The sequence below is a fragment of the Verrucosispora sp. WMMD573 genome (assembly GCF_027497175.1).
Lineage (GTDB): Bacteria > Actinomycetota > Actinomycetes > Mycobacteriales > Micromonosporaceae > Micromonospora.
On the sequence record NZ_CP114901.1, the window covers coordinates 4,809,803 to 4,836,290 of the forward strand.

The window sequence follows — 26,488 nt, forward strand, 5'->3', positions numbered from 1 at the left end:
CCGGCCCTGACCCGTATCCCACCGTGGCGGCCCTTGCACGGCGTAGTGACACCGACCACGATGGGATCATGGTCGATGGATTGATCTTGCAGGTCGGGTCGGACGGTCCGCTCAGCGACGAGGAGTTGGCCGAGCAGGCCCGCCATCTGAAGGAACACCTGAACCAGCTGCCCGGTGTCGAGGCGAGCGAACTGACCGCCGAGGCCGCACCGGGTACCCGGGACACCGCGAGCTACCTCTTCGGCGTACTCGCCCTCGCCGTGTTCACCGTGCCGACGGTCAAGCGGGCGGCGGCGGACATCCGGCACCTGGCCGAGGTCATCAAGCGCTATCAGGAGCGCAACAAGGGCAAGCGACTGCGCATGACCCTTCCCGACGGCACCGAGATCGACGTACGGGACGTGTCGGAGAAGACCCTGGCCGAGCTGATCAAGTCGGTGTCGGTGCCCCGGCAGGGCACGGCGGCCCTGCCCGAGAAGGTCGACGGTGACTGACCCGGCGGAGCCACGGTGAAGCGGGCGCTGCTGGTCGGGGTGGGCAGCTACGCCAGCGAGGCGCTGCCCACCCTCGACTCCCCCGCCAGCGACCTGAAGGACTGGGCCCGGCTGCTACGGGATCCGACGCTCGGCGCCTTCGACGACGTACGCGATCTCCTGGACGCCGACTCGTCCCGCCTCCAGCTGGCCCTCTACGATTTCCTGACCAGCGCCGACCCGCACGACTTCCTGCTCGTCTACTACTCCGGCCACGGGCGGCTGCATCACGACCACCGGCTCTACCTCACCGCGACCGACACCGACCTCGACCGGCTGCCGCCGACCTCGGTGCCGACCGACGAGTTCCGGCACTGGGTCGACGAGTGCCGGGCCGGCGAACTGGTGCTGATCCTCGACTGCTGCCACGCGGGCGCCTTCGGCGACCTCAAGCAGCGCGGCGACCGCAGTCGCATCGTCGTGGTCTCCGCCGGGGCCACCGAGCTGGCCCACGAGGGCGACGGCCACAAGCAGCACGCGCTGCCGTCGGCGTTCTCCGGTCCGTTCCTGGAAGGGCTGCGTACCGGCGGGGCCGACCGGGACGGTAACGGGATCATCAGCGTACGGGAGGCGTTCGAGTACGCGGCCGTGCGCATGGTCGACCGGGAACGCCGGCAGACACCCCAGATGCGCGCCGCCGGAGTCGGTGACCTCATCCTCAGCAACGCGCCCCGCCGGCCCCAACTGATCCCGGAGGAACTGCTGACGCTCACCCGCAGCCGGCTCGCGGCGGCCCGGGTGCTGGCGGTGGACGAGCTGAGCAACTGGGCGTACGGCCACCAGCGCAGCCGGGAACAGCTGGTCGCCGCCTTCGAGACGCTGGAGACCCTGGAACGGGATCCGGCGGAACGGGTGGCCGAGCGCGCCCGCCAGGCCCTGTCGGGGCGGCTGCGGGTCACCCGGGCCGAGGTGGCGGAGGATCCCGGGCCGCCGGAGCCTGCGGGCGAGCCGGGCTGGGCGGCGGGCAGCACCTTCTACGAGGTCAACGTCCGGTTCTTCTACGACTCCGACGGTGACGGCCACGGCGACCTGCGGGGTGTCACCGAGAAGCTCGACTACCTGCGCCGCCTCGGCGTCGACTGCCTGCTGCTCAACCCGATCATGGCGGCGCCGGCGCTGGGCGACGGTCGGGCGACCGCCGACTTCGAGGCGATCGACGAGGGGCTCGGCGCACCGTCGCACCTGCTGGAGCTGCTCAGCCTCGCGCATCGGCAGGGGTTGCGGGTGGTGCTGGATCTGGTGCTCAACCACACCAGCGACCAGCACCCGTGGTTCCAGGCGTCGCGCAGCGACCCGGCCGGCCCGTACGGCGACTTCTACGTCTGGAGCGACAGCGGCGACAGTTACGCCGAGGCCGACGACCCGCTCGGCAGCCACGGCGCGGGGTGGACCTACGACAGCCAACGCCGCCAGTACTACTGGCACCGCTACAGCCGGTCCGAGCCGGACCTGAACTACGACGCGCCCGAGGTGCGCGCGGCGATGCGCGACGTGATGGCCTTCTGGCTCCGCCAGGGCGTCGACGGGCTGCGCCTGCTCACCGTCCCGTACCTGTTCGAGCGCAGCGGCACCTCCAGCAAGGGGCTCGACGAGACCCACGGCTACCTGCGTCAACTCCGGTCCTGGTTGGACACGACGTACCCGGACCGGATCCTGATCGCCTGGAGCGAGGACTGGCCGGAGGGTGCGGGTGCCTACTTCGGCACCGCCGAGCATCCGGAGTGCCACCTGGTGATGTACGCCTCGCTGATGCCGAGCCTGCTGCTGGCCATGCGACGGGAGGCGCACCGGCCGGTGTCCCGGGTGCTGGCGCAGATGGGCGACCAGCCGCCCGACCGGCACTGGGTGGTGTTCCTGCGCAACGGCGACGAGATGTCGCTGGGCCTGCTGCACGAGCGGGAACGCGACGACCTGCTGCACGCGTACGCGCCGCTGGCCCGGATGCGCGGCGCGACCGGCATCCGGCGTCGCACAGCGACCCTGCTCAACGACGACCGGGGGCAGTTGGAGCTCGCCTTCGCCCTGCTGCTGTCGATGCCCGGCGTGCCGGTGCTGTACTACGGCGACGAGATCGGCATGGGTGAGAACCTGGCGTTGCCGGGCCACCTGGCGTTCAACACCCCGATGCAGTGGGCCCCGGACCGAAACGGCGGCTTCTCCGTGGCGCAGCCGGAGAACCTGCCGGCACCCCCGATCCACGAGTCGATCTACGGCTACATGGCGGTGAACGTGGAAAATCAGCTCCGCTCGCGCTCGTCGCTGCTGCACGTGGTCGAGAAACTCATCGAGACCCGGCACGCCTGCCCGGCGTTCTCCCGCCCCGGTTGCCGCATCGTCCGCTCCACCAACCCGGCGGTGCTGGCGTTCCTGCGCGGTGAGCCCGACGACGAGGTGCTCTGCCTGTTCAACTTCTCCCGCTACCCGCAGACCACGACACTGGGCCTGGCCTCACACGTCGGTTGCCGACCCCGCGAGCTGACCGGCGGTGCCGAATTTCCCGGGGTGCCGGATTCGGGCGAGTACGACCTGGGCGTCGCCGGTCACGGTTTCTTCTGGCTCTCGGTGGCCGCGGGTCCGCGTGACGAGCCGTTCGAGTAGCTCGTCGCCCGCCGGCGTGGGCCGCGCCTGCCCCGGTCATCCCGCCGGGAACCGCCGGGCGTCAGTGGGCCAGATGACGGTGGTGGGGATGCCCCGCTCGCGGGCCCAGCCGACGGCCCGGTCGGTCGACGCGTCGTGGCAGCCCGGCTCGCCGTCCCAGACCGCCACCAGCCGCTGCACCCGCAGCAGCAACTCCCGGTTCGCGGCCACATAGGCGGCGGTGCCGGAGGTGCGGTGGCCGGTGTGCAGGACCCGGGTGGCTCGGCCCAGCAGCTCGTCGAACGCGCCCCGGGCCGCCGGGGCGAGGGTGTCCCGGTAGTCGGGGGCGGGCAGGACCACCTCGTACGTACCACCGCCGTCCAGAACCGCGCGGGCGAAGATCTGGTCGGTGCCGGCCGCCAGGCAGGTGACGCCGTGCACCGGCCGGTCGCTGATCCGGCGCAGTTCGACCCGGATCGCCTCGGCCACCAGCCGCTCGGTGGCCCGGGTCAGATTGATGTGGCCGGTGACCCCGACGCGGACCGGTTCCCGTTCAGGCGGCATCGGCCGACCCTCCCCGCTGGACGGGCACGGTGGGGCCCAGCCGGATCAACTCGAAACCGCTGTCGGACAACACGTCGGGCAACGCCCGGATCTCCTCCCGGTTCTGCTCCTGCGCCGCCGACGGCAACTCGTCCCACGGCCGCAGCAGGTGATGCCGGCGACGGACGTCGTCACGCGGCTCGCCGTACGTCCAGCCCTCGGAGCGCCGTTCCCGGCACCACCGCTCGTGTTCGAGCCGGGCCAGCTGTTCGACCCGGTCGTCGATGGCCCGCCCAGCCGCGGAGGCGTCACCGGCACCGCCGTGGCGGGGCGCCACGACGCAACCCAGGTTCAGCAGCTTGGCCGCGATGTCCTGGACATGGCTGCGGTTGGCGCGGCGCAACGACTCCGGCAGCCGGGACCAGGGCACCATGGCGGGCGCTTCACCGAGACGGACGCCGGCCCGCTGCTGGGCGTGCAGGTACCGCAGATGGATCTGCTGGGCGAGTCGTTCGGTGAGGTCCTCGGCGATCAGCCGGGCGTCGCAGGCGTGCGTGAGCACCGGGTACAGCCGCAGTTTGCCGTGCACCTCGTCGAGCAGGTCGTGGCGGACGTCGCCGTGGAAGGCGGCGGCGAGCGCGGCCTGTCGGTAGACCGGCACGAAGACGATGCTGCGCGCCCCACGCCAGAGCGCGGGGGTGTCCAGCGCGAGACGCAGGCCGCTGATCTCGTCGGGGGCGCAGAGGTAGATGCGGTCGTAGCCCTCGGCGGCGAAGTGTTCCAGGCCGACCAGTCCGGCGATGTCCCGGTCGTACCCGACCAACCGGCAGACCTCGCTGAGGAACGGGTAACGGGAGGTGGCCAGGGCCAGTTCGGCCCGGGCGTCCGGTGCCACAAGGTCGACCCGTAGCCGACGGTCGGGCCCGCTCTGGTCGGCCTGGCGCGCCCGCCAGTGCCGGGCGGTCTCCACCAGCAGCGCCCGGCGGAAGCTGCCGCCACCGGCGATCAGGACCGTGGTCGACCGGTCGGGGGCCGACGGCAGTGGATGGTGCCGGTGCAGCGCCCGGGCGGCGATGTCGTCGACGTGGAAGTAGTCCAGGCGCAGTCGGCTGGACCCGGCGGCGCCGAGCCGCCGGGCCTGCAACGACAGGCACATCTCCGGGTCGTGGACCTGCACGTACACCCGGGGCGGGTGGCGGCGGTCCTGGATCAGTCGGTTGGCCGTGTTGGCGATGGCGTGGTTGCGGTCGTCGTCGTCGGTGCAGGCGTAGACGGTCTGCGCCCGGGGCAGACCGGCACCCCGCAGCACCTCGGCGTTCGTCGGGTCGCCGACGACGCCGAGGTAACGGCGTCGCCGGTACTCCAACGGCCCGAACGGTTCGGCGCGTACCACCACCACCCGGTCACCGTCGGCGTACAGCCGGTCGGCCAGCATGTGCGCGAACTGGGAGTCGCCGCAGACGACGGCATGGCCACTCGCCCGCCGGGCCCGCCGGCGCCGGATCTCCGTGGCCAGCAGCAGCCGACCGGCCTCGGCCACCGCCAGCAGGGTGAACAGCGGCGCCATGAACCGGGCGACCTGCAACTGCCACGGATAGGGACCGGGCTGCTCGAAGAGTTCGGCGCTGAGGAAGAACAGTTGCAGGTCGTAGTAGAGGATGTCGTACCGGTCCCCGATGGCCTCGGGGCGTACCTGCGACAGGCGTTCCAGGCCGATGTAGCCGAGCACCGAGGCGACCAGGCCGATCACCCCGAAGACGACCCGCAGCCACCACGCGGCGGGACGGGCCGCACCGGGGACCGGCTGGGTCATCGCGCGGCTGCCTGAAACCGCCGATGCCCCAGCCACCGGATAACGACCATGCGCGCCATGCTATTAAACAAAGTCGATCACCAGGGTCGGTGACGTGCCGGCCGGTCGGGCACTTTTCGCAGGTGACGCCGTTTCGTCGGGGTCGAGATGTCGGGGTTCAGCTCGACATGACCCGGGCGTGCAGGTCGGTGACCACCTTGCGGGCGGATTCGAAGGCACCGGCCTGCCAGGCGATGTAGTGGCTGAGGTGGTCACCGGCGAAGTAGACCCGACCGTCCGGCTCCAGCAGCCGGCCGTACTGCCCGCTGGTGCGCGACGGCCACGACACCCAGCCGCCCTCCGAGAAGCGGGTACGGTCCCAGGCCACCGAGAACGACGTCTCCAGCTCCGTCCGGTACGCCTCGCCGTGGATCCGCACGCCCTGCGCGACCGCGCGGGTCTCCCGCTCGGCGGGCGTCAACGCCGCGTACGCCTGGGCGTTGGCGCCGAAGTTGTAGTAGCCGACCACCACGCCCTTCGCCCCGTGGTAGCCGTAGGACGGGTACCAGATCGTGGCGAGGTCCAGGTTGGTGTTGGTGATGCCGGAGTAGATGTTCTCGTCCTGCTCCCACCACCGTCGCCGGTACTGCAAGCCGATCTTGCCGGTGGCGTTCGGGACCGGGTAGGCCAGCGCGTCCCGGACCGGCTCGGTGAAGTTGGCCGGGATCTTCGCCAGCACCTGCGGCGGAATCGTGCAGACGCAGAAGTCGGCGGTGGCGGTACGCGGCCGGCCGCCCGGCCCGTCGTAGACCACGGTGACCCCGGAGCCGGTGTTGGAAATGGAGCGCACCTGCGCGCCGTAGGTGACGAGGCGACGACCCACGGCCGCTTCGAGGGCGTACGCGATGCGGTCCATCCCGCCGACCGGCTGGAACATCAGCATCGCCTGGTCGTAGCCGAACTCGAAGGAGAAGTACCGCCCGACGCCGCTGGCCAGCACGTCCGTCAACGGGTACGGGGTCAGTTTCGGGGTGCCCGCCTCGAAGCCGGCGCCCGGCTCCACCAGGTAGCCGCGCCGGTTGGTGCCCGTGTACCGCCAACTGGCCGCCGGGTCGTCGGCCACCCGGCCGCCGATCGCGCCGAAGCCGCGCAGGAACTCCAGCAGCCGTTCCTTGTCCTCACCTGTCAGGTACGTGTCGAGGGCACCCTGGTCTGTGGCCTTGGCGAGCAACTCGGAGACGTACCCGTAGACGTCCGCCTTGGCCTCGCGGTGCCGGATCGGCCGGCCGGACAGCGCCCCGGCATTGTCGTTGACGTAGTAGGCGTCGGCGTTCTGGTTGCCGAAGATCTCGATCGGCACGCCGAGTTCCCGGCAGTAGTCGAGGGTCACCATGTGCTGGGCGATGCGGGCCGGGCCGGCGTTGAGGTACTGGCCGTCGGCGAAGCGGGCCCGCTGGGTACGCCCGTCCAGGTCGGTCTCGGTGGTGCCGCCGCGCACCGTCCAGTTGCGCCCGCCGGGCCGGTCACGCGCCTCCAGCAGACGCACCCGGTAGCCCGCCTTGCTTAGCTCGTACGCGGTGGCCAGGCCGGCGATACCGGCCCCGAGCACCAGCACGGACTTTGCCGAGCGGCCGGTAAGCGTGAAGTCGGACCGGTTCGGCGCCCGGAACGGCGGTGCGGCCTGGGCGGCGGGCGCCAGGCCGAGCGCGCCCATCGTTCCGTAGAGCACCCCGGCCCCGCCGGACACCCCGACGGCCTGGAGGAACTGCCGCCGTGTCGTCGGTATCGTCACCGCCACCTCCCACAAGATCGATACCTGACGATCTCAGTGGCGAGTTACCTCGATGCTTCTCTTTCGTTTCGCACCGGTCTCCGGCCGGCCGGCCTACCGATCGGGTGTCGGCAGCACGTCGACCACGACGTTGCCGACCTTGTGTCCGGTGTCGACGTACCGGTGCGCCTCGACGATCTCGGTCATCGGGTAGCTGCGGTCGATGACGATCTGAAGCCGCTCCTCGGCGAGCAGGTCCCGCAGGGCGGCAAGTGCCGCATGTTTGCGCACCGACATCCCGGTCCGGACCGGTCGACCGCGGGTGAGGGTGGTGCCGAGCGCGAGCAGGCCGTTCGTCACCAGGCCGGTGGTGGGCAGATGACGGCCACCCGGCGCCAGCAACGCCCGGCACCGGGCGAACGAGCTGCGGCCGATTGTGTCGAAGACGACGTCGTAGCGCTCGCCGCTGCCGGTGAAGTCCTCCACGGTGTAGCTGACCGAGGCCCGCTCGGACAGGCACTTGTACTCGGCGTTCGCGCCGGCGCCGAAGCTGGTGAAGCCGAAGACGCGGTCGCCGACGCGCCCGCCACCACGCTCCGGGTCCGCTGACGGCGGTCGTGACGGCCTACCGGTCTACTCGTCCTCGACGAACACCTCCTCGCGGCGCCTACGGATCGCCGGGAGAGCCGCGACGACGAGGGCCGCCACCGCCATGACCAGGAGCACCGCGGAGATCGGTCGGGTCAGGAAGACCGACGCGTCGCCGCGAGAGATGATCAGCGCACGGCGCAGGTACTCCTCCAGCAGCGGGCCGAGGACGAAACCGAGCAGCAGGGGCGCGGGCTCGCAGCCACACTTGATCAGGAGATAGCCGAGGATTCCGAAGAACGCGATCGCGTAGACGTCGAACGCGTTGAAACTCAGCGAGTACGTGCCGATCGCGGCGAACAGGACGATCATCGGAAAGAGCACCTGGTACGGGATGCGCAGCATCCGCACCCAGACGCCGATCAACGGCAGGTTCAGCAGGACGAGCAGCACGTTGCCAATCCACATCGAGGCGATCAGGCCCCAGAACAGCGCCGGCTCGTCGTTGATGACGTTCGGGCCCGGCGTGATGCCGTGGACGATGAACGCCCCGACCATCAGGGCCATCACCGGGTGGGCGGGCAGGCCCAGGGTGAGCAGCGGGATGAACGACGTCTGCGCGGCAGCGTTGTTGGCCGACTCGGGACCGGCGACGCCCTCGATCGCGCCGCGCCCGAACTCCTGCTGCCGCCTCGAGATGCGCTTCTCCACCGCGTACGACGTGAACGAGGCGAGCACGTGGCCACCACCCGGCAGCACGCCGAGCGCGCTGCCCAGCCCGGTGCCGCGCAGGATCGGGCCGACGATCCGACGCCGGTCCTCGCGGGTCGGCCAGAGGTTCGTCACCCTGCCGACGATGGCCGTACGGGTCTGCTCGTGCTCCAGGTTGCGCAGGATCTCGGCCACCCCGAACATGCCGACGGCTACCGACACGAAGTCGATCCCGCCGTAGAGTTCGCGCTGGCCGAACACGAACCGGGGCACGCCGGTGTAGATGTCCTGGCCGACCATCCCGAGCAGGACGCCGAGCGCGATCATCGCCAGGGCCTTGAGGGCGCTGCCGCGCGCCAGCGCGATCGACACGATCAGGCCGAACAGCACCAGCGAGAAGTAGTCGGCCGGGCCGAACTGCAACGCGATCCGGGCCAGCGGTGGCGCCGCGACGGCCAGCGCGACGGTGGCCACGGTGCCCGCGACGAACGAACCGATCGCGGCGGCGGCCAACGCCGGTCCGGCCCGGCCCTGCCGCGCCATCTCGTGGCCGTCGAGCGCGGTCACCGCGGCGGACGACTCACCCGGCAGGTTGATCAGGATGGCCGTGGTCGAGCCGCCGTACTGCGCGCCGTAGTAGATGCCGGCCAGCATGATCAGCGCGGTCACCGGCTCGAAGTTGAACGTGATCGGCAGCAGCATCGCCACCGTCGCGGTCGGTCCGATGCCGGGTAGCACACCGACCGCCGTACCGAGCAGGACGCCCACGAAGCAGTAGAGGACGTTCTGGACCAGCAGAGCGGTCGAGAAGCCCAGCACGAGGTTTTCGAAGAGTTCCATGCGACAGCCCGGCCCGCTCAGAACGAAAGCCACGGACCCCAGAGCGGGATCCGTAGCTGAAGTCCGACGACGAAGATGAGCGTGCTGAGCACGGTCAGCCCGACGGCCACGGCCAGCGCCGTACCGATCCGCACCTGCCGGCTGGCCAGGGTGACCAGGAGAGCGGTCACCGCCGAGGTCGGCACGAACCCGAGGCGCCGCACGGTGTATCCGAAGAACACCACCGCGACCACGATGACGCCGACCGCCCGCCAGGGGACCGCCCCGAACGAGACCACCTCGCCGGCGACCAGCCCCTTGCCGACGATGAGCAGACCCAGGGCGGCGAGTATCGCGCCGACCAGCAGCGGGAAGTAGCCGGGGCCCATCCGCAGTGGGGTGCCCAGCTCGTAGCTGAGCGACCCCACCACGAATGCGCCACCGATGAGGACGAAGGCTCCTCCGGCGAGGACGTCCGGAAACGATCGTCGGCGTTCCACCTCAGGAGGCCTCGACCCCGGCGTCGGCAATGATCTTCGCCCAGGTGCCGAGCTGCTCCTCGAGGTGCGCCCGGTGGGCCTGCGAGGTGGCGTCCGCCGCCGCGACCGGTGCGGTGCCCAGCTTCGCCATCTGGTCGATCACCCCTGGGTCGGCAAGCGCCGCCTGGAGGGCTTCGGAGAGCTTGTCGACGACCTCCTGCGGCGTGCCGGCCGGAGCGTAGAGGCCGTGCCAGACGCTGACCTGAAGCTGGGGCAGGCCCGCTTCGGTCGTGGTGGGCAGATCCGGCAGGCTCTGCACCCGCTCGGGGGTGGTCACCGCGTACGCCTTGACCTCACCCGCGGCGATCTGGCCGCTGGTGTTGGTGGTCTGGTCGCACAGGAAGTCGACCTGGCCGCCGACCAGGTCGGTCAACGCCGGGCCGGTCCCCTTGTACGGAACCTCCTGGAGTTTGACCCCGACGGCGTGCTGGAACAGCAGGCCGCACAGGTGGGAGGCGGCGCCGACACCGGCGTTGGCGAGGGTGACCTTCTCCGCGTTCGCCTGCACGTGGGTCAGCAGATCCGGCAGGGTCGCGGGTGGGAAGTCCTTGCGGGCCACGATCGTCATCGGCACCTCGGTGACGAGCCCGACCATCTCGAAGTCCTCAAGCGGTTGGTAGTCCAGGTTCTTGTAGAGGGCGGGCGCGGTGGACATGCCGATGTGGTGCATCAGCACGGTGTAGCCGTCGGGCTCGGCCCGCGCGACATCGCCGGCCCCCACCGTGCCGCCCGCGCCTTCGACGTTCTGCACGACGATCTTGGCACCCAGCTTCGCGGCCATCGGTTCGGCGATCATGCGGGTGACGGTGTCCGTCGGGCCACCGGCGCTGAACGGCACGACGAACGTGATGTTCCGGTCCGGGTAGTTCGCGACGTCGCCCCCGCTGCCACCACCGGTGCCGGAGCAGGCGGCCAGCAGCGCGAAAGCGCCGATCACCGCGATCACCTGCCCGGTGGCCCGCTGCCTGGTTGTGGTCATATCGGCGCCTCCTCGTCGAGATATGCACATCCATCGGTGGATGTGCCGTCTCAGTCTCGGATGCGTGCGACGCGAATAGTGTCAGAAAGAATCCCAAGCCCGACGGGCTCACCGGATCCGGCTCCAAGCCGTACAATTCGCCGCCGCGCGATCACCGTCATCGAGGACGGGGTGGCGCGGAGTCCGCTGACCGTACTGGCCCGGTCGGGGTCTCCGGCTCGACCACCAGCGGGTGGATCGGGGTGACGGTGGGGACGAAGGCGATCACGTCGAAGCTGCCGGCAGGGGTGGGCAGCTCGTAGTAGTGGTCCTCGTCGTGCTCGGCCTGGTAGAGGCCGGAGATCAACCGGGTCCGGCACGGCCTGTCGATCCGGTCCGCGAGGTGCCCGGGGACCGAGCGCAGGTCGATGATCCGCTCACCATGGTCGTCGAGCAGCACCGCCTCCAGTGACGACGCGACGGGGCGCGGGATGTCCGTCGCGGGTATCCGGCCGTGGCCGAAGGTGACGTGGACGGCTGCGTATCCATCGCCCAGCGCGGCCCTGAGGTGTGCGCCCATCATCGTGTCGCCGTGTGCCGCGACGTGTGCGCTGCCCTCCCAGAACACGACCCGGTCGCCGGTACACCGCAGGTGATCGAGAAGTCGTTCGGCCGCCGCACGCTCCTCCGAAGCCGCGTCGTACCCGGCGCCGAGGGCGTGCGCGTGGAAGTCGACGATTCCCCCGATCAGCCGTAACGCCTCGTCGCGCCCCGGGCTGTCGGGCAGCTTGGCGGCCAGGTCGCGGGCGGTGCGGGCGAGTTCCACGAAGGGTACGCCCGGATGGGTGCCGCGCAGGCGTTGGACGTGCTCACCGTTGTCGTGGGCGGTACGGATGACGGCGAAGATCTCGCCGATCCGCGCCGCGGTCGCCGGTTCCACCGGGTCGAGCAGCGCCACGACCCGGTCGTAGTCGGCCGGCAGCGTACGCCGCCCGTTGACCGCGATGACGCGTACCGGATCGTCGGGGTGACGCGCGTTGTGCCGGCGCAGCCGGACCAGCGCGTCGCGCATCTCGGTCGTCCGCCACGGACCCCACGCCTGGCTGAGCGCCGCGTCCAGGTCGACGTCCTCGCCCCGGACGTACCTGTCGTAGAGGTCGCCGACCCGCTGGTTGTCCAGCAGCGCGACGGTCCGGAAGCCGCGCCGGATCAACTCGTGGGTGGTCTCCTCGACCAGCCGGAAGGTCTCGTTGGCCTCCCGGGTGCTGGTGCCGAGGCCGACGATGGTGGCCGATTCGACGAGGGAAGCAAGCGTCCGGGCGGACGAAGGGAGATCACTCATGCCCCCGACGATCGGGGTTCAACATATGGTGAAGTCAAGTCCGCGACGCATGTCACCTTCGCGGAACGGTCACCGTGCGGGATCGTCCCGTCCGATCTCGCACAGCCGGGTGCCCGACTCCATCGCCGCGAGCTGCGCCTTGAGGTCGCGCACCCGCTCCTCGACCTCGGCCACCAGCCGGTGGGCGACGCCTGCCCACTCGTCCGGTGTCGGATCGGCCGACAGGGCGGCGAAGAGGGCGGCGATCTCGCGGACACTCAGACCCGCCCGTTGGGCGAGTTTGGCCACCTGGATCCGGCACGCGGCGGACCCGTCGAAACGACGTTGGTTGCCGGCCGTGCGTACCGCGTTGATGACCCCGTGGCTCTCGTAGAACCGCACGGCGGACGGCGCGACGCCGCTGTCGGCGGCGACCTCACCGACGCTGAACGTCCGAGGGGAACCCGCGAGCACTGTCATGGCGGCAGGATAGGCACGCGGGCGACTTGACTTCAACATATGTTGAACCTGCACGGTCTGGGACATGAGTATTTCGACCGACCAGCACAGCAGCTTGTCTCCCACCGCCGGCCTACGGGTGGCCGTGATCTCGGGCAGCGTCCGTAAGGACCGCATGGGCCCGACGATCGCCCGCTGGGTCGCCGCCGCCCTGGAACCCGCTGCCGCACCGGGCCCTGCTGCCGTCCTCGACCCTGCTCCGGTCGACCTGATCGACGTGGCCCAGGTGGAGCTGCCCGACGACAGCCTCCTCTACCCCGGCGGCGGGCCGAAGAGCGAGGTCGCCGACCGGATAGCCACAGCCGACGCGTTCGTGTTCGTCACACCGGAGTACAACCACAGCTACCCCGCCTCGTTGGAGCGCCTGATCGACTGGCACTACGGCGAGTGGCGGCTCAAGCCCGCGACCATCGTGGCCTACGGCGTCCACGGCGGGTACGCGGCGATCGAACACCTGCGCGGCGTCCTTGCCGAACTCAGCGTGGTGACCACCCGCCGGGCCCTGGGTTTACGGGCGCCGTGGACGTCGCTGGACGGTCAGGGCCGCTACACACCGGACGCGGAGTTCTCCCGTGGACTGACCGCGAGCCTGGCCGAACTGCGCTGGTGGGCGGAGGTGCTGGCCGACGCCCGTCGGGACCGCACCCCGCCCACCTGACCTGACCGGCTCGGACGCGACCGGCTCGGACGTGGCCGTGCCGCCGGGCCGGTCAGCCGGTGACCAGCGGGTCGTGGACCCGGCCGAGGTACAGCGGCACGCCGGTGACCCGGTCGTGGATGACGTACAGGAACGGCCGGTTCACGAAGAGCTGCGGTCCCTGCGGTGGGGGCACGTCCATCACTGAAGCCCGTCGATCCGCTGATCCGGGAACACTCTAAGTAACGCGGTACGGAGTCGGTTACCCGGCACCCCGATCATCGTCACTCGGCTCATAGTGGACTTCGACGGTGCGGGTCGGTCTCACCAGACCGGCCAGGAACTCGCGCGTATCGGGGTCGACCGAGTGGATGATCGTCCCGCGCATACCGCGGGTCAGCAGCACCTTGTAGGTGTTGCGGATCAGCCGGTCAGCCTCGTCGTCGCTCACGGCTTTGCGGCTCCGCAATGCTGGGTCTGTCGACTCGCCCCGCCGGGTCACCAGTCGGCCGTCGCGTGCCACCAGGTCGGGGCCGATGATGACGCCGGACCAGTCGTACTCGAAGCCCTGGGCGGTGTAGACGCAGCCCACCTGGTCGAAGCCGTTCGGATCGGTGGCCCAGAAGGCGCTACCGGGAGCATCACCAACGCTGCGATCGCTCTTGACGTTCCAGGGTCGGGCCCACTCGCCGACCACTACGTCCGGCACCAGGGTGCCGTCGGGTCGAGGGTCGCTCCACGGCCAGCAGTAGCCGGCCGACATCCGGGCCGTCTGTCCCGGCTCACCGACAGCGCCCGGCGGGCGTTGACGCGCCCGCAGGAACGCCTCCATCTGCGTGGGGGACTCCGCCAGCCGCAGATCGAACCGTCCGTCGCCGGCCCACACGGTCGGTCCATCGCCGTCGAGGCCGAGCAAGGTGAGCACCCAGTCCTCGTACGCCGCGCTGCCGCCACACCGGAACTGGTCGTGCAGGGCGACGACCTCGACCTCCAGGCCCAGCTTCTCGGCGTACGCCGAGATGACCTCGACGTTTCCCAGCTCCCCCGGTTTCACCACCTGATGCTCATCGAGCAGGAAGACCGGGACGCGCGCTGTCGAAATCAGTTCGTCCAACTGGGGCCTTGCCCGGTCCCGCCGAGCCTTGGGTGTGTACCGGTTGACGGAGGTTTCCCGGATCCGGTGTGCCTCGTCGCAGAGCAGCACCTCGATGTCGTTGGCCCCGGCGTCCATGAAGCTGTTGAAGTACTTGAACATCCCCTGGAGCCGGGTCGAACCGCGACCGGCGTAGCGCCGCAGTGTCTGCGTGAACGCGCGCGAACCGGTGGCGTGCAGCACGGTCCGACCCTGACGGGCCAGTTCACCCATCACCGACAGGGCGATGACGCTCTTGCCGCTGCCCGGTCCGCCGGCCACCACCACTGCCCGCTTTCGGTTTGCCTTCCGGGCCCGCTCGACCGCGTGCAGCACCAATTCGTACGCCACGTGCTGCTCGTCGATCAGGGTGAACTGTGGCCGGTCCTTGAGTTCCTGCGCGGCGTACCGCAGCAGGTGCCGACTGGGTTTGACGGTGCTGGTGAGGAATCGATCGGCTGCGGTCGCGCCGGATTTCGGCGCGAACCGCGACTGAAGATAAGTGAGCCACTGGCCACGGCGCTGCCTGGTGAACAGCCGACTCTGGTCGGTGACTGGCCGGTCGAGCAGATCGGTGATGTCACGGTCGGCGGCGTTGTGCAGGTAGGCGGCCCCGTGTAGCGGATACCGCTCGCGGCCCAGGATGCCGAGAAAGTCGGTGAGATACTGGCAGTAGTCGGCGACCTGCGCACCGGGATGCAGTAGTGGTCCACGCGCATGCTCGACCGCGACCAGGGTGTCGGATTCCTCGTACGCGGTGGCGTAGGACCACTGCTTCAGCTCGACGACCAAGTAGGAGTCATCTCCGCTACCGGGATCAACGCCGACGAGCACCGCGTCGATGCGTCGGCTGGTCAGGGGCAGTTGGTACTCGACCAGCACCTCCACCTGGTCGAGGCCCGCGTCGGCGAGATCCTGTGCCAGCATCGGCAGGCTGTTCATCCAGGACCGCCGCTCTGCCGGGCTCACGCCGTGACGGGTCGACCACAGGTGCTCGGCGACGCGGTCGGCGAGGGTGCCGTCAGTGGCCAGACGCAACAGATTGGCGGCGGACGTCCGAAACGCCGACATTGGCACTTGCCCCCAGGCAGCACGATGTGATCGTGCGGATGGGGGGCATATCCGTGCACCGGAAGCCCGTCGGACCGCTTGGCTCTGAGCACCTTACCGAGTCGGATCGGGGATTGGTGGCTAGCCGGTGCGGTCGGCCGAAGGAGCCTTGGCCGCAGATCCGTACGAGCGCTCGACTGGGTAACGCCGCGCCGCCTCGGTCAACTTGTCGGTGGCGGCGGCCAGCGGATCGACGCCCAGGATGTCGCTCAGGCGGGCAAGGTAGATCATGACGTCGCCGATCTCGGCGCGCACCCGGGCACCGTGCTCGGGATCGGCCATCACCTGCGCGGATTCCTCCGGTGTGAGCCACTGCAACTCCGCCAACAGCTCGCCCACCTCACCGGCGAGCGCCATCGCCAGGTTCTTCGGCGTATGGAACCGCTGCCAGTCCCGCTCATCGGCGAACCGGCGCAGCCGGTGCACCAGGTCCGCCAACCTCGGGTCGTTCGGTTCGTTCTCCACGGAGGCGAACCCTACCGCCGCCAGCTCACCTGCCGACTTCGACCGGGCCGGTGAGTGCCACCCGTGCCCGGCGTCGCGATCCGGCCTCCGGCGCGCTCCAGAGTTCTGTCGGACCGGTGCCATAGCGTGGGGCGATGACCGACATGGTGGCGATCGTCCGGCGGGCGTGCCTGCGTCTTCCTGAGGTCAGCGAGCGGCTGAGTCACGGCACCCCGACCTGGTTCGTCCGGGGCAGGAGGTCGTTCGCCACCGTCTGGCCGGACGGCCACCACCAGGACGACTTCGCCCATCTCTGGTGTGCCGCCCCGCCGGGTGCCGCCGCCGAGCTGATCGCGGAGAATCCGCAGACCTACTTTCGCCCGCCCTACGTGGGGCATCGCGGTTGGGTCGGCGTACGCCTCGACACGGGCATCGGCGAGGCCGAGCTGGCCGAGGTCATCGAGGACGGCTACCGGACGGTCGCGCCGCGGACCCTACTCGTCCAGCTCGACGAACGGCATCCTCCGGCGGCCCCGCCGTCGCCCTGACGGTGCCGTAGCCATGTGTCGGCGGCACCCGGCGTCGAGCCGAGAGCAGTTGAAGATCAATACCACTTGGGAGAGAGTGTGTCGGGTCGGTTCGTGTACTGGATGAACGTGTCTGTCGATCTGCGGATCGAGCGCGCCCTGAATGAGCAGGGCGGCGGCGACTGGATGCGCATCGGGGAGTCGTTGCACCGGGAGTTCAACGCGCGGGCGCGGGCGATGTCGCTCATGATCGAGGGCCGCACCATCTACGAGACGATGGAGGCGTTCTGGCCGGGTGCACGGGGTGACGAATCCCTGCCGGCTTTCCTGCGTGAGTACGGCGAGATCTGGACGTCGATGCCCAAGGTCCTGGTCTCGCGCACCCGTGACAGCGCCGGGCACAACACCCGGGTCATCGGCGGGGACGACGCGATCGAGCAGCTCGGACGGCTGCGGGAGCAGACCGACGGCGACATCGGAGTCGGCGGCGCAACCCTGGCGACCGGTCTGCTGCGGGCGCGGCTACTCGACGAGCTTCTGCTCTTCACCCACCCTGTCGTGCTCGGCACCGGCCGGCCGTTGTTCGACGCACACGACGAACCGGTCGAGTTGGACCTGATCGAGCAGGCGTCGTTCGATCAGGGTGTGACGATGCACCGGTACGCGGTCCGGAACGCCCGCGAAGCCGGCCCGGTCGCCTGACGGGCCACGCCGAGCCGTCGATCCCACCTTCACCGCCCTCCGGCCCCGGGACCCACCGGCGGCCTGAGGGCGGTTTCTCCTGCGTGGAAGTTGCTTTCGCTACCAGAGTCGAAAGTTCGCCTGGATCCGGCAGAAGCCATAGACACATCGACATCACTTTTGTTAACTTCAGCCCGGATGTTACGACGGGATGAACCGCCGCCGGGGCCAGCGCCTCGATCGTGACTTCCGATGGCCCTCGGACACCTCTACCCCAACTCCCAGTTCCCGCGCCCGCGTCGCCCCCCGGCGATTCAGCGGGCCACTCGGTGCTGCCCGACACCCGGAGGAGAAGCCCAGAACCCGTACGTCCCGATCTGCCCGACCCGTCCTCACACATAGGAGAGGCAGTTGAAGAGACGATTCGCGCTCGCCGTGGCGGGCCTGACGACCATCACGCTCGTCGCCCCGCCCGCCAGCTCGATGGCCGCGCCGACCAACCCCACGGCCGCGCCCGGCACCACCAGTCCCCCACCTGACACGGCCTTCCAGAAGGTCACCCTCAACGACCGCCCCGGCGAGCCGATGGACCTCGCCGTGCTGCCCGACGGCCGGGTGCTGCACGTGACCCGCGCCGGGGTGGTGTGGCTGCACAACCCCGACACCGGCCGCAACACGATCGCCGCCACCCTCGACGTCTACCAGCACGACGAGGAGGGCCTGCAGAACGTCGCCGTCGACCCGAACTTCGGTCGACGCGGCAACAACTGGGTCTACCTGTACTACTCGCCGCCGATGGACACTCCGGTCGACGACCCGTCCACACCGGACGTCAACGAGGGCGACGCGCCCGCCTGGGGCTCCGAGGAGGAACTCGCGCCATTCCAGGGCGTCATCCGACTGTCCCGGTTCCGGCTGGTCAAGGACACCCTGGACCTGCGCACCGAGCAGCGGATCATCGACGTGCCGGTGGACCGGGGCATCTGCTGCCACGTCGGCGGGGACATCGTCTTCGACGCCAAGGGCAACCTGTACCTGTCCACCGGCGACGACACGAACCCGTTCGAGTCCGGCGGGTACGCCCCGATCGACGAGCGGCCCGGCCGCAATCCGGCGTACGACGCGCAGCGCACCAGCGCCAACACCAACGACCTACGCGGCAAGATCCTCCGGATCAGGGTCGGCGCCGACGGCAGGTACACCATCCCCAAGGGCAACCTGTTCAAGCCCGGCACCCGGGGCACCCGCCCCGAGATCTACCTGATGGGTCTGCGCAACCCGTTCCGGATCGAACTGGATCGCAAGACCAACGACCTGTACGTCGCCGACTACTCACCCGACGCCGGCCAGCCCGACCCGCTGCGCGGACCGGCGGGTCACGGCAAATGGTTCGTGGCGCGTAAGGCCGGTAATCACGGCTGGCCCTACTGCATCACCCCGCAACTGCCATACCGGGACTACGACTTCGCCACCGAGGAGTCCGGTGCGGAGTTCGACTGCACGGCGCCGGTCAACGAGTCGCCGAACAACACCGGGCTGCGGAAGCTGCCCGCGCCGCAGCAGCCGGACGTGTGGTACAGCTACGGTGTCTCTCCGGAGTTCCCGGAGCTGGGCACCGGCGGCATCGGCCCGATGGCCGGGCCCGCGTACCGCTTCGACCGGTCGACCACCCGGGGCCGCAACCCGGTGGCGTGGCCGGCGTACTACGACGGCAAGCCGCTGTTCTACGAGTGGACCCGGGACTACGTGAAGGCGTTCCAGCTGGACCGGCGCGGCAAGCTCGACGGGATCGAGCCGGTGCTGCCCTCGGTCGTCTTCGACAACCCGATGGACCTGGAGTTCGGCCCCGACGGTGCGCTCTACGTCCTTGAGTACGGTGACGGTTTCTTCAGCGAGAACCCGGAGGCGCAGGTGGCCCGGATCGACTTCATCGGTCGGGACGGCAACCGCAGCCCGATTCCGGCGGTCTCGGCCAGCCAGACCGCGGGTCTGGCCCCGCTGACGGTGGAGTTCTCCAGCGAGGGCACCACCGATCCGGACGGCGACCGACTGCGCTACGAGTGGTACCTGGACGACGACGACCGGGTCGACTCGCGGTCGGCGAACCCGACGTTCACCTACCGCGAGAACGGCAGCTACGACGCGACGCTCAAGGTGACCGACCGGAAGGGACGCTCGGCGTCGGCGTCGGTGCGGGTCGTGGTCGGCAACGCGGTGCCGGTGGTCGAGCTGGTCGCACCGGTCGAGGGCCAACCCTTCGCCTTCGGCGACACCATTCAGTACGAGGTACGGGTGACCGACGACCAGCCGGTGGACTGTGCCCGGGTCAGCGTGACCTACATCCTCGGCCACGACGACCACGGCCACCCGCAGACCACCGCGAACGGCTGCACCGGGTCGATCCTGACCACTGTCCCGTCGGGGCACGACCCGGAGACGGACAACCTGTCCGCCGTGTTCGTCGCCTCCTACACCGACCCGGGTGACGACGGGCTGCCGCCGCTGACCGGGACCGACCAGGTCGTGCTCGTACCCGGCGTGTAGACCCACGAGAGGAGTCATCATGTGTTACGGCTACGACGGGATGGCCGCGCTGCGGCGTTCCGTCCTCGACCGGCGGGGCCTGCTACGCGGCTCGGTGGCCGCGATGGCCGGTGTCGGCCTCGCCACGGCGGGGGTGGGCGCGACGGCCGCCTCCGCCGGTCCCAAGCACGGCCCGGGGCACGGTCCCGGGCATGGACATGGGCCCGGGCACGGGCACGCCGGTCGGCGGCGGGTGCCGCCGGGGCTGATCAGCATTCAGTTGTGGACGGTCCGTGACGCGCTGAACGGCGAGCCGGGCTACGACGCCACGCTGCGGCACCTGGCCCGGATCGGCTACCCCAAGGTGGAGCTGGCGCTGGGCTACTTCGGCCGCAACGCCGCCCAGCTGCGTCGCTTCCTGGACAGCATCTGCATCAAGGCAACGTCCAGCCACGACGGGATCAGCGAAACTCCCGCCGCGCTCCAGGAGAAGATCCGCAACGCGGTGACGCTGGGTCAGAAGTTCATGGTGGTGCCGTACCTCTACTCGGAGAACGCCGACGACTGGAAGCGGTGGGCGGAGCAGATGAACGTCGAGGCCGCCGCGGCGGCCCGCGCCGGTCTGCGTTACGGCTACCACAACCACGCCCACGAGTTCACCATCGACCTCGGCAACGGTCGCACCCCGTGGGACGTGCTGACCGAGGAACTGGACCCCCGGCTCGTCCACCTGGAGATCGACATCTACTGGGCGGTCACCGGTGGCATCGAGTCCGGTGACGGTGCGACCGACCCCGAGGGCTTCACCCTGGACGTCATCCGCGCCGCGCCGCAGCGGGTGCTCCAGTACCACGTCAAGGACCGGCACGCCGCCGACGGCGACATGGCCGACCTGGGCACCGGGATGATCGATTTCAGGCGAATCTTCCGGAAGCACCCGGTGCTGGAGTACATCGTGGAGAACGACACTCCGGACGTGACGCCCCAGCAGACCGCCGAGGTCGGCTACCGCTACCTGCGCAACCTGCGGTACTGACGCTCGCTCTGCGGTAGTCGGGGCACCACGTCGGCCACGGTCGAGGTGGTGCCCCGACCAACCGGGGCGGAACCCGGCGCGACTCGACCGGGAGTGCCCGGTCACACGGTCGGTCGCTGTTCCTCCGCCCAGTAGGTGAGCCGCCGATCGTATTCCACGTACCATTCGTACAGATGATCGTCGTGGTGGTACGCCCGGACGAAACGGCTGTCCCTCAGCTCGGTGCAGACCAGGACGGCTCCGTGGGCCTGCCACACCGGGGGTGGCACCGCGCCGCTAGGCCCGACGACGATCAGCCGCAACCCCCGTAGCGTACGAAGGACTTCGTCCATCGTCGCGTTGCAGAGCGACGATGGGGTGATCTGGACGATCTCGCACTCGTCGGCCAGCCGGTGCAGGTCATCGCCGACCAGCTGGAGGCGCGCCTCACCGAACCTCGCGTTGAACCGGGCGAGAGTGGACCGGACGCGCTCGGCTCGTGGCGCGTCGTGCAGATCGGCCACCAGCACGCGACCCACCCCGTCCACCTCGGCCAGGTGCTCCATCAGCCCGCCGAAGCCAATGACCCCGACCGTGCCCGCGCTCCCCACCGCCCGGGTCAGCGCCTCCGTCACCGCCGACCCCGCCTGGTGGGTGTGCACCTGGTCAAAGGGCGCGACCACGTGACCCAGGCCCGCTTCCGCCAGTGCGGTCGGCCGGAACCAGGGCCGGGACAGCGCACTGAAGAGCGCGATCTTGACGGCCTGCCGGGTCAGGTCCAACCCGGCTGGGGCCGTACGCACTAGGTCACAGTCCAGCAGCGACCTGCCGGGCGACGTACCGAGGTAGTCGGTGACCTGGCTGCCACGCCGGCACACGACCGCACCCGGTGGCCCGCCGCCGTGGTAACCCTGGTAGTCCATGGCGGTGCCGATGCTGCCGTCATCGAGGACGACAGCTGCGAAGGACCTGCCCGTCAGAATCTCGTCGACCGACCGCTGGCCCTGACCCGGACACCTGCGCAACTCGTGGCGGATTGCGGTCTCAATCAGCGACACGGCCGGCCCCCCGAGCGACCGACGACAGATCGTCGGCGAACCGCTGGGCCTGCGCCACAGCGAGCGCGGCCACGGTCACCCGGATCGCCGGTGTCGGTGCGGCGAATCGCGACCCGGGGGCGACCTGCCAGCCACGCCTGGCCAGCCGGGAAACGGTCTCCGCCTCGTCGGGCACCTCGATCCACACGTTCAGTCCGGTGCGCCCGTATCCGCGCAGACCCCGCTCGGCCAACAGATCGAGCACGTGTCGGCGGCGTCTGCCGTACTCGTCCCGCACCCGGGCGAGGTCGGCCGCGAGGTCCGGGTCGGCCAGGTGGGCGGCCACGGCGAGCTGGGTCATCCGGCTGATCCACCCACCGCCCAGGAGCCTGCGCTGGTCCACCCGCCGGATCGACTCCCGGTCACCACAGAGCAACGCGAACCGGAGGTCGGGGGCCAGCCACTTGGACACCGACGCGACGTGCAGCCATCGTGGATGGCCGGCTGGTATCAGGGAGTGGTAGTCGGCGCCCGCGATCCCGCCCGCATGGTCCTCTTCGATCACGAGCAGGCTCGGGAAGCGTTCGATGATGGCGCGCAGGATGTTGCCGCGCCCGGACGTGAGTGCTGCCCCAGTGGGGTTCTGTGCGCGCGGGCGGTACAGCACACCGGCGGCGTCCCGGAGCGCCGCGTCGAACGGTTCCGGTCGCAGCCCCTCCTCGTCGACGGGTACCGGCACCGGCACCAGGCCGAGCGCGGCGATCAGCGGAAGGTCTCCGTTGTAGGTGGGGCTCTCCACGATCACGCGGTCCCCGGGACGCAGCAGCGTGGCCAACGCCCGATCGACAGCCTCGAGCCCACCGGGCAGCGCCGTCAGGTGGTCGTTGGCGACGCCCTGGCCGGCCAGGTACGCCTGGGCCGGGACAAGCAGGGCATCGACGATCCGGGGGGTGCCGTAGAGCAGCAGGTTGGCCGCGACGGTGGTGGGCCAGCGGTCGTGACGCCAGAGGAGCAGGTCCGGATCCGGGTTGCCCGACGAAAGGTCACCCGACCGCGACGTCGGACGGGGCGCCTCCCGCAGGCCCGTGGCCGCGCTACCCATTCTCGGGCAGGAGTTGGAGCAACGCCGCAACGAACTCGTCCTGTCGGTCGGGCAGCAGGTCCAGCGCCTTCTCCACCGGGATGAAGAAACACTCGAACACCATGCCGTCATCGGTGCCGCTGCTGCCGGCGACCTGGTGGGACCAGCGGTCCCGACGCTCCGTCGTGCTCGCGTGGTAGAAGACGGTGACCCGCGGCTGGCCGGTGTGCGGGTGCGGTCGTTGCTGCACGCCGAGACTCGTCCGCACCGTGACGGCGGTGACGCCGGTCTCCTCGGCCACCTCGCGCAGCACCGCGTCCTCAAGGGGTTCGCCGGCCTCGATGCCCCCGGCGGGCACCTGCGTGCCCGCCTCGGGCTGGTCTCGGTGGTCGAACACCAGCAGCTCCGGCCCGGTGAGCGTGTCACGCACGACATAGACGGCGACGCGGACTCGGACCTCAGACATCTGTATGCACCTCTCGGTCGTGGGACAACTGCGGAAACGGTGACAGCAGCGAGGCGACCAGGCGCTGCGTCGCGCTGTCGGACAACTCCTCGTCGTTGCGGAAACGCAGCACGCGCGTCGGTACGAGGTTCGCCTGGATGGCGCGGTCGTAGGCGTCGTACAGCTGGACCAGGGTGTCCGGGCGCTCGTAGGGACGCAGCTCCTTGTTGCGCGTGCCGATGCGCGTCCAGGCCAGCGCGGGTGGGGTGTCCACGAAGACGATGACGTCGGGGGTCGGCATCCGCAGCGCCGTCATGGTGGCGCTGATGCGTTCCATCGGTACGCCGTGCAGGACGTGGTGGTAGACGATGTCGCTGAGCACGTACCGGTCGGTGAGGACCGGACCGACGGCGAGGGCGGGCTTGATGTTGAACTCGAAGTGCAGCCGCTTGTCGCGCAGGTACGCCTCCACGACGGCGTCGGCGTCCCCGTTGCTGCGGGCCATCCGATTGCCCACGATGAGCCGAGCGGCGTCGGTGTCGAGCCAGCTGTGCTGGCCGAACTCCGTCACCGTCGACGCGACCTGCCGGAGGGCCCGCGCGAGGCTGATCCGTAACGTCGACTTCCCGCTGCCGTCGGTGCCCTCCAACGCGATGAACGGAAATCGCCGGTCCTGCCGGCCCGCCGGGATCACGGCTGACGCTCCTGCGGTGCACGCCCGGCCGGGTGCCGGGTCAGGTAGTCGAGCCGGGAGGTGAACAGATGCACCGACCGCTCGGTCCCCGGCCACCAGCAGCACAGCAGCTCGGCGAAGAGGGACGCCTCCTTCAACCCCAGGGCCACGGTACGGGCGGCGCTGGTCCGCGGCGAACGGACCGTCTCCACCAGTGCGGCCAGCGCGGGTAGCCGCGCGGCCAGGTCCTGCCCCCGCTCGTCGGCGCTGGTGAGCAGTTGGGCCACACAGCCGGCGACGAAGACATCGTCGACGCCGACGTCGCCGAGACTGCGACGAAGGCACTCGTACACGGAGGGCTCGACCGCCGCCCAGATCCGGGCAGGTGCGGCGATCATCTCGTACAGCAGGCGCTCCAGCGCGGAGGCCTCCGACGTGAACGCTCGGTCCGGTGCCAGCAGCAGCCCGGCGGCCAGGCCCGGCGGGCGCGGCAGCGAGGCGGCGGGGAGCAGCCCGCCCGTGCCCAGCTCCACCAGCGCGCCCAGGTCACCGTCGACCAGGATCTCCACCGCCTCCCGGACGTTTCGCAGGTCCGCCGGGCCGGACGAGCCGACCACGAGCTGGTGGCGGCGGACACCCACCACGACCTCGTGGGTTCGCAGGCTCGCGGCGAACTCCGGCCAGCCACCGTCCGGCACCCCGGTGGCGGCGGCCACGCAGACGGTAGCGACGTTCGCGGGCGTGTACGTGGCAAGTTGTCCGGCTCCGGTCGGGGTCAATACGTAGTCGTCGACCAGTTTGGCCAGGACGCGCAGGTGTTCGGCGTACACCAGCGGCTCGAAGATCATCGTGTGTTGGCTGATCAACCGGCCGAGGAACATGTGCCGCATCAGGTCGTCGGGGTGGGCGGGGGCGGTCGTCTGCGGTCGGGGGGCGAGCGTCCGGGTCGTCACGAGAGCGCCTCCAATGCGGCGGTGGCGTTGGGTGGCCGGCGGTCCGGCTCCCACCGCACGCACCGTTCGACCAGCTCGATCAGGCGCGGGTCGTGTCCGGTCACCACGCTGGGCAGCGGCGGTGCGCCGTAGCGGGGCATGGTGCCGGTCAGCAACTCGTACATGACCATGCCGAAACAGTAGATATCGCTGGTGATGTCCGCCTCGTGGTAGCCCACGTCGTACTCCGGTGGCCATGAGATCAGCGCCGACTTCGGCGAGCGGGGCTCGGTGGCGGTGCGGGCGCGGGCGCAGCCGAGGTCGGCGATGACCGGTCCTGCGTCGGCCATGAGGACGTTCTCGGCGTTGATGTCCCGGTGGACGTAGCCGATGTCGTGCAGGACGGTCATCCCGGTCAACAGCCGGCGCGCGAAGGCGATGGCGGTCTCGGCGTCCGGTGCCCCGTGCGCGCCGAGCCAGTGACGGACCGAGCCGAGCGGCAGGTGCTCCATCACGTAGTACGGCACCGGGGCACCGAGGTCCATCTCGACCAGGTCGGGGAAGTACGGCGAGCCGCTCAGGCGGGAGAGGAGGTCGGCCTCCTGGCCGAACTGGTCCCTCGCCTGCCGGTGTGCCCGCTCCGGCAACTGGCGGTACCAGTAGTAGCCGTGCAGCTCGGCCCGTAGGTGCGGCGGCGCGGCGGCGATGACGCTGTGGTAGCCGAACAGCCCCTTGGCGACGAACTTCACGCCGGGCAGGTCGGCCCGCTCGACCAGCAGGAGGGTGCTCCATCCGGTGAACGAGACGACCGAACTGCACGTGTAGCGCGTGCTCGTCTCAAGCACCTGGCGGAACACGCGCGTCGGCGAGATGCCGGCCAAGGAATCGAGGTTCACCGCCGCGGTGGTGTCGACCGTCATCGGGGTCCGCCGTCCGACGTGGGCTTGTAGACGTAACCGAGGGTCAGGTCCGAGGTGCCCGGAACGACCTCCACCACATGGTCGGTGCCGGCGAAGAACTCGTCACAGGCCTTCTTCACCCCGGGCAGCCCGTCCCAGGCCCGCTCGTTGCGGCTGAGGTCGCAGTAGTCGTCGATGACGAGCAGTCCGCCCGGCTCCAGGCGGGGCCACACCCGTTCCAGGCTGAGCTGGATGGAGCGGTAGTGGTCCCCGTCGAGGTAACCGAAACATATCCGCTGGGGCAGTTCGGCGAGCGTTTCGTCGAACCAGCCGGCGACGACGCGCGGCATCGGCAGGTCCCTGCTGCGGAAGTTCTGCTCCACCTGCTCCGCCGAGGCCAGGCATTCGCCCTCCGGCAGGTGGGTGTCCAACTCCCCCGGTGGCGGCATCCCGGCGAAGCTGTCGAACAGCACGAGTTCGCGTTCCGGGGCGAGCGCCCGCATGGTCGTCGCGAGCCAGACGCTGGTGTAGCCGGCGTTGCAACCGACCTCCACGACGTCGCCCGCGACGTTCGCCCGGAGCACCGAGGACAGGCCCCAGTGCAGCGTGACGAGACGTTCGACATCGGACATGTTGGCATTGAGCTCAGCTAGCTCGTAGGCAAGACGTGCGTCCATTGCA

Annotated in this window: 25 protein-coding genes and 1 pseudogene; 7 read left to right on the forward strand and 19 right to left on the reverse strand. The window is 70.1% G+C overall.

Translation table 11 applies throughout. The features are described from left to right. Window positions 1-68 precede the first annotated feature (68 nt). Window positions 69-494 carry a hypothetical protein gene (locus O7601_RS21965; RefSeq protein ID WP_281562972.1) on the forward strand — a complete coding sequence of 142 codons (426 nt, stop codon included), beginning with the start codon at window positions 69-71 and terminating at the stop codon, window positions 492-494. Window positions 495-509: 15 nt separating this feature from the next. After that, entirely contained in the window at window positions 510-3,131 is a 2,622-nt protein-coding gene (locus O7601_RS21970) for an alpha-amylase family glycosyl hydrolase (protein WP_281562973.1), read from the forward strand. Window positions 3,132-3,167: 36 nt separating this feature from the next. Here the strand turns inward: O7601_RS21970 and O7601_RS21975 are convergent, their stop codons facing one another. From O7601_RS21975 to O7601_RS22015, 9 genes and pseudogenes are all read right to left on the reverse strand, one after another. Then, window positions 3,168-3,674, reverse strand: coding sequence for a hypothetical protein (locus O7601_RS21975; RefSeq protein WP_281562974.1), 507 nt, complete (start codon window positions 3,672-3,674; stop codon window positions 3,168-3,170). Then, window positions 3,664-5,466 (reverse strand): RyR domain-containing protein, encoded by a 1,803-nt coding sequence (locus tag O7601_RS21980; RefSeq protein ID WP_281562975.1) that lies wholly within the window; start codon window positions 5,464-5,466, stop codon window positions 3,664-3,666. Before O7601_RS21980 ends, O7601_RS21975 begins: the two co-directional genes overlap by 11 nt. A gap of 157 nt (window positions 5,467-5,623) precedes the next feature. Further along, a complete protein-coding gene (locus O7601_RS21985) occupies window positions 5,624-7,237 on the reverse strand; it encodes a flavin monoamine oxidase family protein (protein ID WP_281562976.1) in 1,614 nt (537 codons plus the stop codon). 93 nt (window positions 7,238-7,330) lie between these two features. Further along, window positions 7,331-7,798: pseudogene (locus tag O7601_RS21990) on the reverse strand (zinc-binding dehydrogenase); the annotation flags it as partial. A gap of 51 nt (window positions 7,799-7,849) precedes the next feature. Beyond that, window positions 7,850-9,355, reverse strand: coding sequence for a tripartite tricarboxylate transporter permease (locus O7601_RS21995; protein WP_281562978.1), 1,506 nt, complete (start codon window positions 9,353-9,355; stop codon window positions 7,850-7,852). A 17-nt stretch (window positions 9,356-9,372) separates the two neighbouring features. Further along, window positions 9,373-9,834, reverse strand: coding sequence for a tripartite tricarboxylate transporter TctB family protein (locus O7601_RS22000; protein ID WP_281562979.1), 462 nt, complete (start codon window positions 9,832-9,834; stop codon window positions 9,373-9,375). Between the two features lies 1 nt (window position 9,835). Continuing rightward, a complete protein-coding gene (locus O7601_RS22005; protein WP_281562980.1) occupies window positions 9,836-10,852 on the reverse strand; it encodes a tripartite tricarboxylate transporter substrate-binding protein in 1,017 nt (338 codons plus the stop codon). A gap of 157 nt (window positions 10,853-11,009) precedes the next feature. Then, the gene (locus O7601_RS22010; protein WP_281562981.1) at window positions 11,010-12,173 is read right to left on the reverse strand and encodes an erythromycin esterase family protein; all 1,164 of its coding nucleotides are present in this window, start codon (window positions 12,171-12,173) and stop codon (window positions 11,010-11,012) included. A 69-nt stretch (window positions 12,174-12,242) separates the two neighbouring features. Next, a complete protein-coding gene (locus O7601_RS22015; protein WP_281562982.1) occupies window positions 12,243-12,632 on the reverse strand; it encodes a MerR family DNA-binding transcriptional regulator in 390 nt (129 codons plus the stop codon). 64 nt (window positions 12,633-12,696) lie between these two features. On the opposite strand from O7601_RS22015, the gene O7601_RS22020 reads away from it, so the two are divergent. After that, window positions 12,697-13,329: an NAD(P)H-dependent oxidoreductase gene (locus O7601_RS22020; RefSeq protein WP_281562983.1), complete on the forward strand. Its 633-nt coding sequence runs from the start codon at window positions 12,697-12,699 to the stop codon at window positions 13,327-13,329. A gap of 52 nt (window positions 13,330-13,381) precedes the next feature. Here O7601_RS22020 and O7601_RS22025 read toward each other — a convergent pair whose 3' ends face one another. The 3 genes from O7601_RS22025 to O7601_RS22035 all read right to left on the reverse strand — a co-directional run bounded on the left by O7601_RS22025 (window position 13,382) and on the right by O7601_RS22035 (window position 16,015). Further along, window positions 13,382-13,504, reverse strand: a complete 123-nt coding sequence (locus O7601_RS22025; RefSeq protein WP_281562984.1) for a serpin family protein — start codon at window positions 13,502-13,504, stop codon at window positions 13,382-13,384. Window positions 13,505-13,570: 66 nt separating this feature from the next. Further along, window positions 13,571-15,511: a DUF2075 domain-containing protein gene (locus tag O7601_RS22030; protein WP_281562985.1), complete on the reverse strand. Its 1,941-nt coding sequence runs from the start codon at window positions 15,509-15,511 to the stop codon at window positions 13,571-13,573. Between the two features lie 120 nt (window positions 15,512-15,631). Next, window positions 15,632-16,015: a nucleotide pyrophosphohydrolase gene (locus O7601_RS22035; protein WP_281562986.1), complete on the reverse strand. Its 384-nt coding sequence runs from the start codon at window positions 16,013-16,015 to the stop codon at window positions 15,632-15,634. A gap of 134 nt (window positions 16,016-16,149) precedes the next feature. Here O7601_RS22035 and O7601_RS22040 point away from each other — a divergent pair, with 134 nt between their 5' ends. From O7601_RS22040 to O7601_RS22055, 4 genes are all read left to right on the forward strand, one after another. After that, the gene (locus tag O7601_RS22040) at window positions 16,150-16,542 is read left to right on the forward strand and encodes an MmcQ/YjbR family DNA-binding protein (protein ID WP_281562987.1); all 393 of its coding nucleotides are present in this window, start codon (window positions 16,150-16,152) and stop codon (window positions 16,540-16,542) included. 102 nt (window positions 16,543-16,644) lie between these two features. Further along, a complete protein-coding gene (locus O7601_RS22045; protein ID WP_281562988.1) occupies window positions 16,645-17,223 on the forward strand; it encodes a dihydrofolate reductase family protein in 579 nt (192 codons plus the stop codon). Between the two features lie 390 nt (window positions 17,224-17,613). After that, complete coding sequence (locus O7601_RS22050) at window positions 17,614-19,746, forward strand: PQQ-dependent sugar dehydrogenase (RefSeq protein WP_281562989.1); 2,133 nt, start codon at window positions 17,614-17,616, stop codon at window positions 19,744-19,746. 19 nt (window positions 19,747-19,765) lie between these two features. Then, window positions 19,766-20,761, forward strand: coding sequence for a sugar phosphate isomerase/epimerase (locus O7601_RS22055; RefSeq protein ID WP_281562990.1), 996 nt, complete (start codon window positions 19,766-19,768; stop codon window positions 20,759-20,761). A gap of 101 nt (window positions 20,762-20,862) precedes the next feature. Here O7601_RS22055 and O7601_RS22060 read toward each other — a convergent pair whose 3' ends face one another. The 7 genes from O7601_RS22060 to O7601_RS22090 are packed head-to-tail and all read right to left on the reverse strand — an operon-like array spanning window position 20,863 to window position 26,484. Beyond that, window positions 20,863-21,798 carry a DUF364 domain-containing protein gene (locus tag O7601_RS22060; RefSeq protein ID WP_281562991.1) on the reverse strand — a complete coding sequence of 312 codons (936 nt, stop codon included), beginning with the start codon at window positions 21,796-21,798 and terminating at the stop codon, window positions 20,863-20,865. After that, entirely contained in the window at window positions 21,785-22,879 is a 1,095-nt protein-coding gene (locus tag O7601_RS22065) for an aminotransferase class I/II-fold pyridoxal phosphate-dependent enzyme (RefSeq protein WP_281562992.1), read from the reverse strand. The genes O7601_RS22060 and O7601_RS22065 overlap by 14 nt, the downstream gene beginning before the upstream one ends. Next, a complete protein-coding gene (locus tag O7601_RS22070) occupies window positions 22,872-23,324 on the reverse strand; it encodes an NUDIX domain-containing protein (RefSeq protein ID WP_281562993.1) in 453 nt (150 codons plus the stop codon). The genes O7601_RS22065 and O7601_RS22070 overlap by 8 nt, the downstream gene beginning before the upstream one ends. Beyond that, window positions 23,317-23,997: an AAA family ATPase gene (locus tag O7601_RS22075; RefSeq protein ID WP_281562994.1), complete on the reverse strand. Its 681-nt coding sequence runs from the start codon at window positions 23,995-23,997 to the stop codon at window positions 23,317-23,319. Before O7601_RS22075 ends, O7601_RS22070 begins: the two co-directional genes overlap by 8 nt. Beyond that, a complete protein-coding gene (locus tag O7601_RS22080) occupies window positions 23,994-24,929 on the reverse strand; it encodes a hypothetical protein (RefSeq protein WP_281562995.1) in 936 nt (311 codons plus the stop codon). The genes O7601_RS22075 and O7601_RS22080 overlap by 4 nt, the downstream gene beginning before the upstream one ends. Then, window positions 24,926-25,828, reverse strand: coding sequence for a protein kinase (locus O7601_RS22085; protein ID WP_281562996.1), 903 nt, complete (start codon window positions 25,826-25,828; stop codon window positions 24,926-24,928). Before O7601_RS22085 ends, O7601_RS22080 begins: the two co-directional genes overlap by 4 nt. Continuing rightward, window positions 25,825-26,484: a TylF/MycF/NovP-related O-methyltransferase gene (locus O7601_RS22090; protein ID WP_281562997.1), complete on the reverse strand. Its 660-nt coding sequence runs from the start codon at window positions 26,482-26,484 to the stop codon at window positions 25,825-25,827. Before O7601_RS22090 ends, O7601_RS22085 begins: the two co-directional genes overlap by 4 nt. Between the last annotated feature and the right edge of the window lie 4 nt (window positions 26,485-26,488).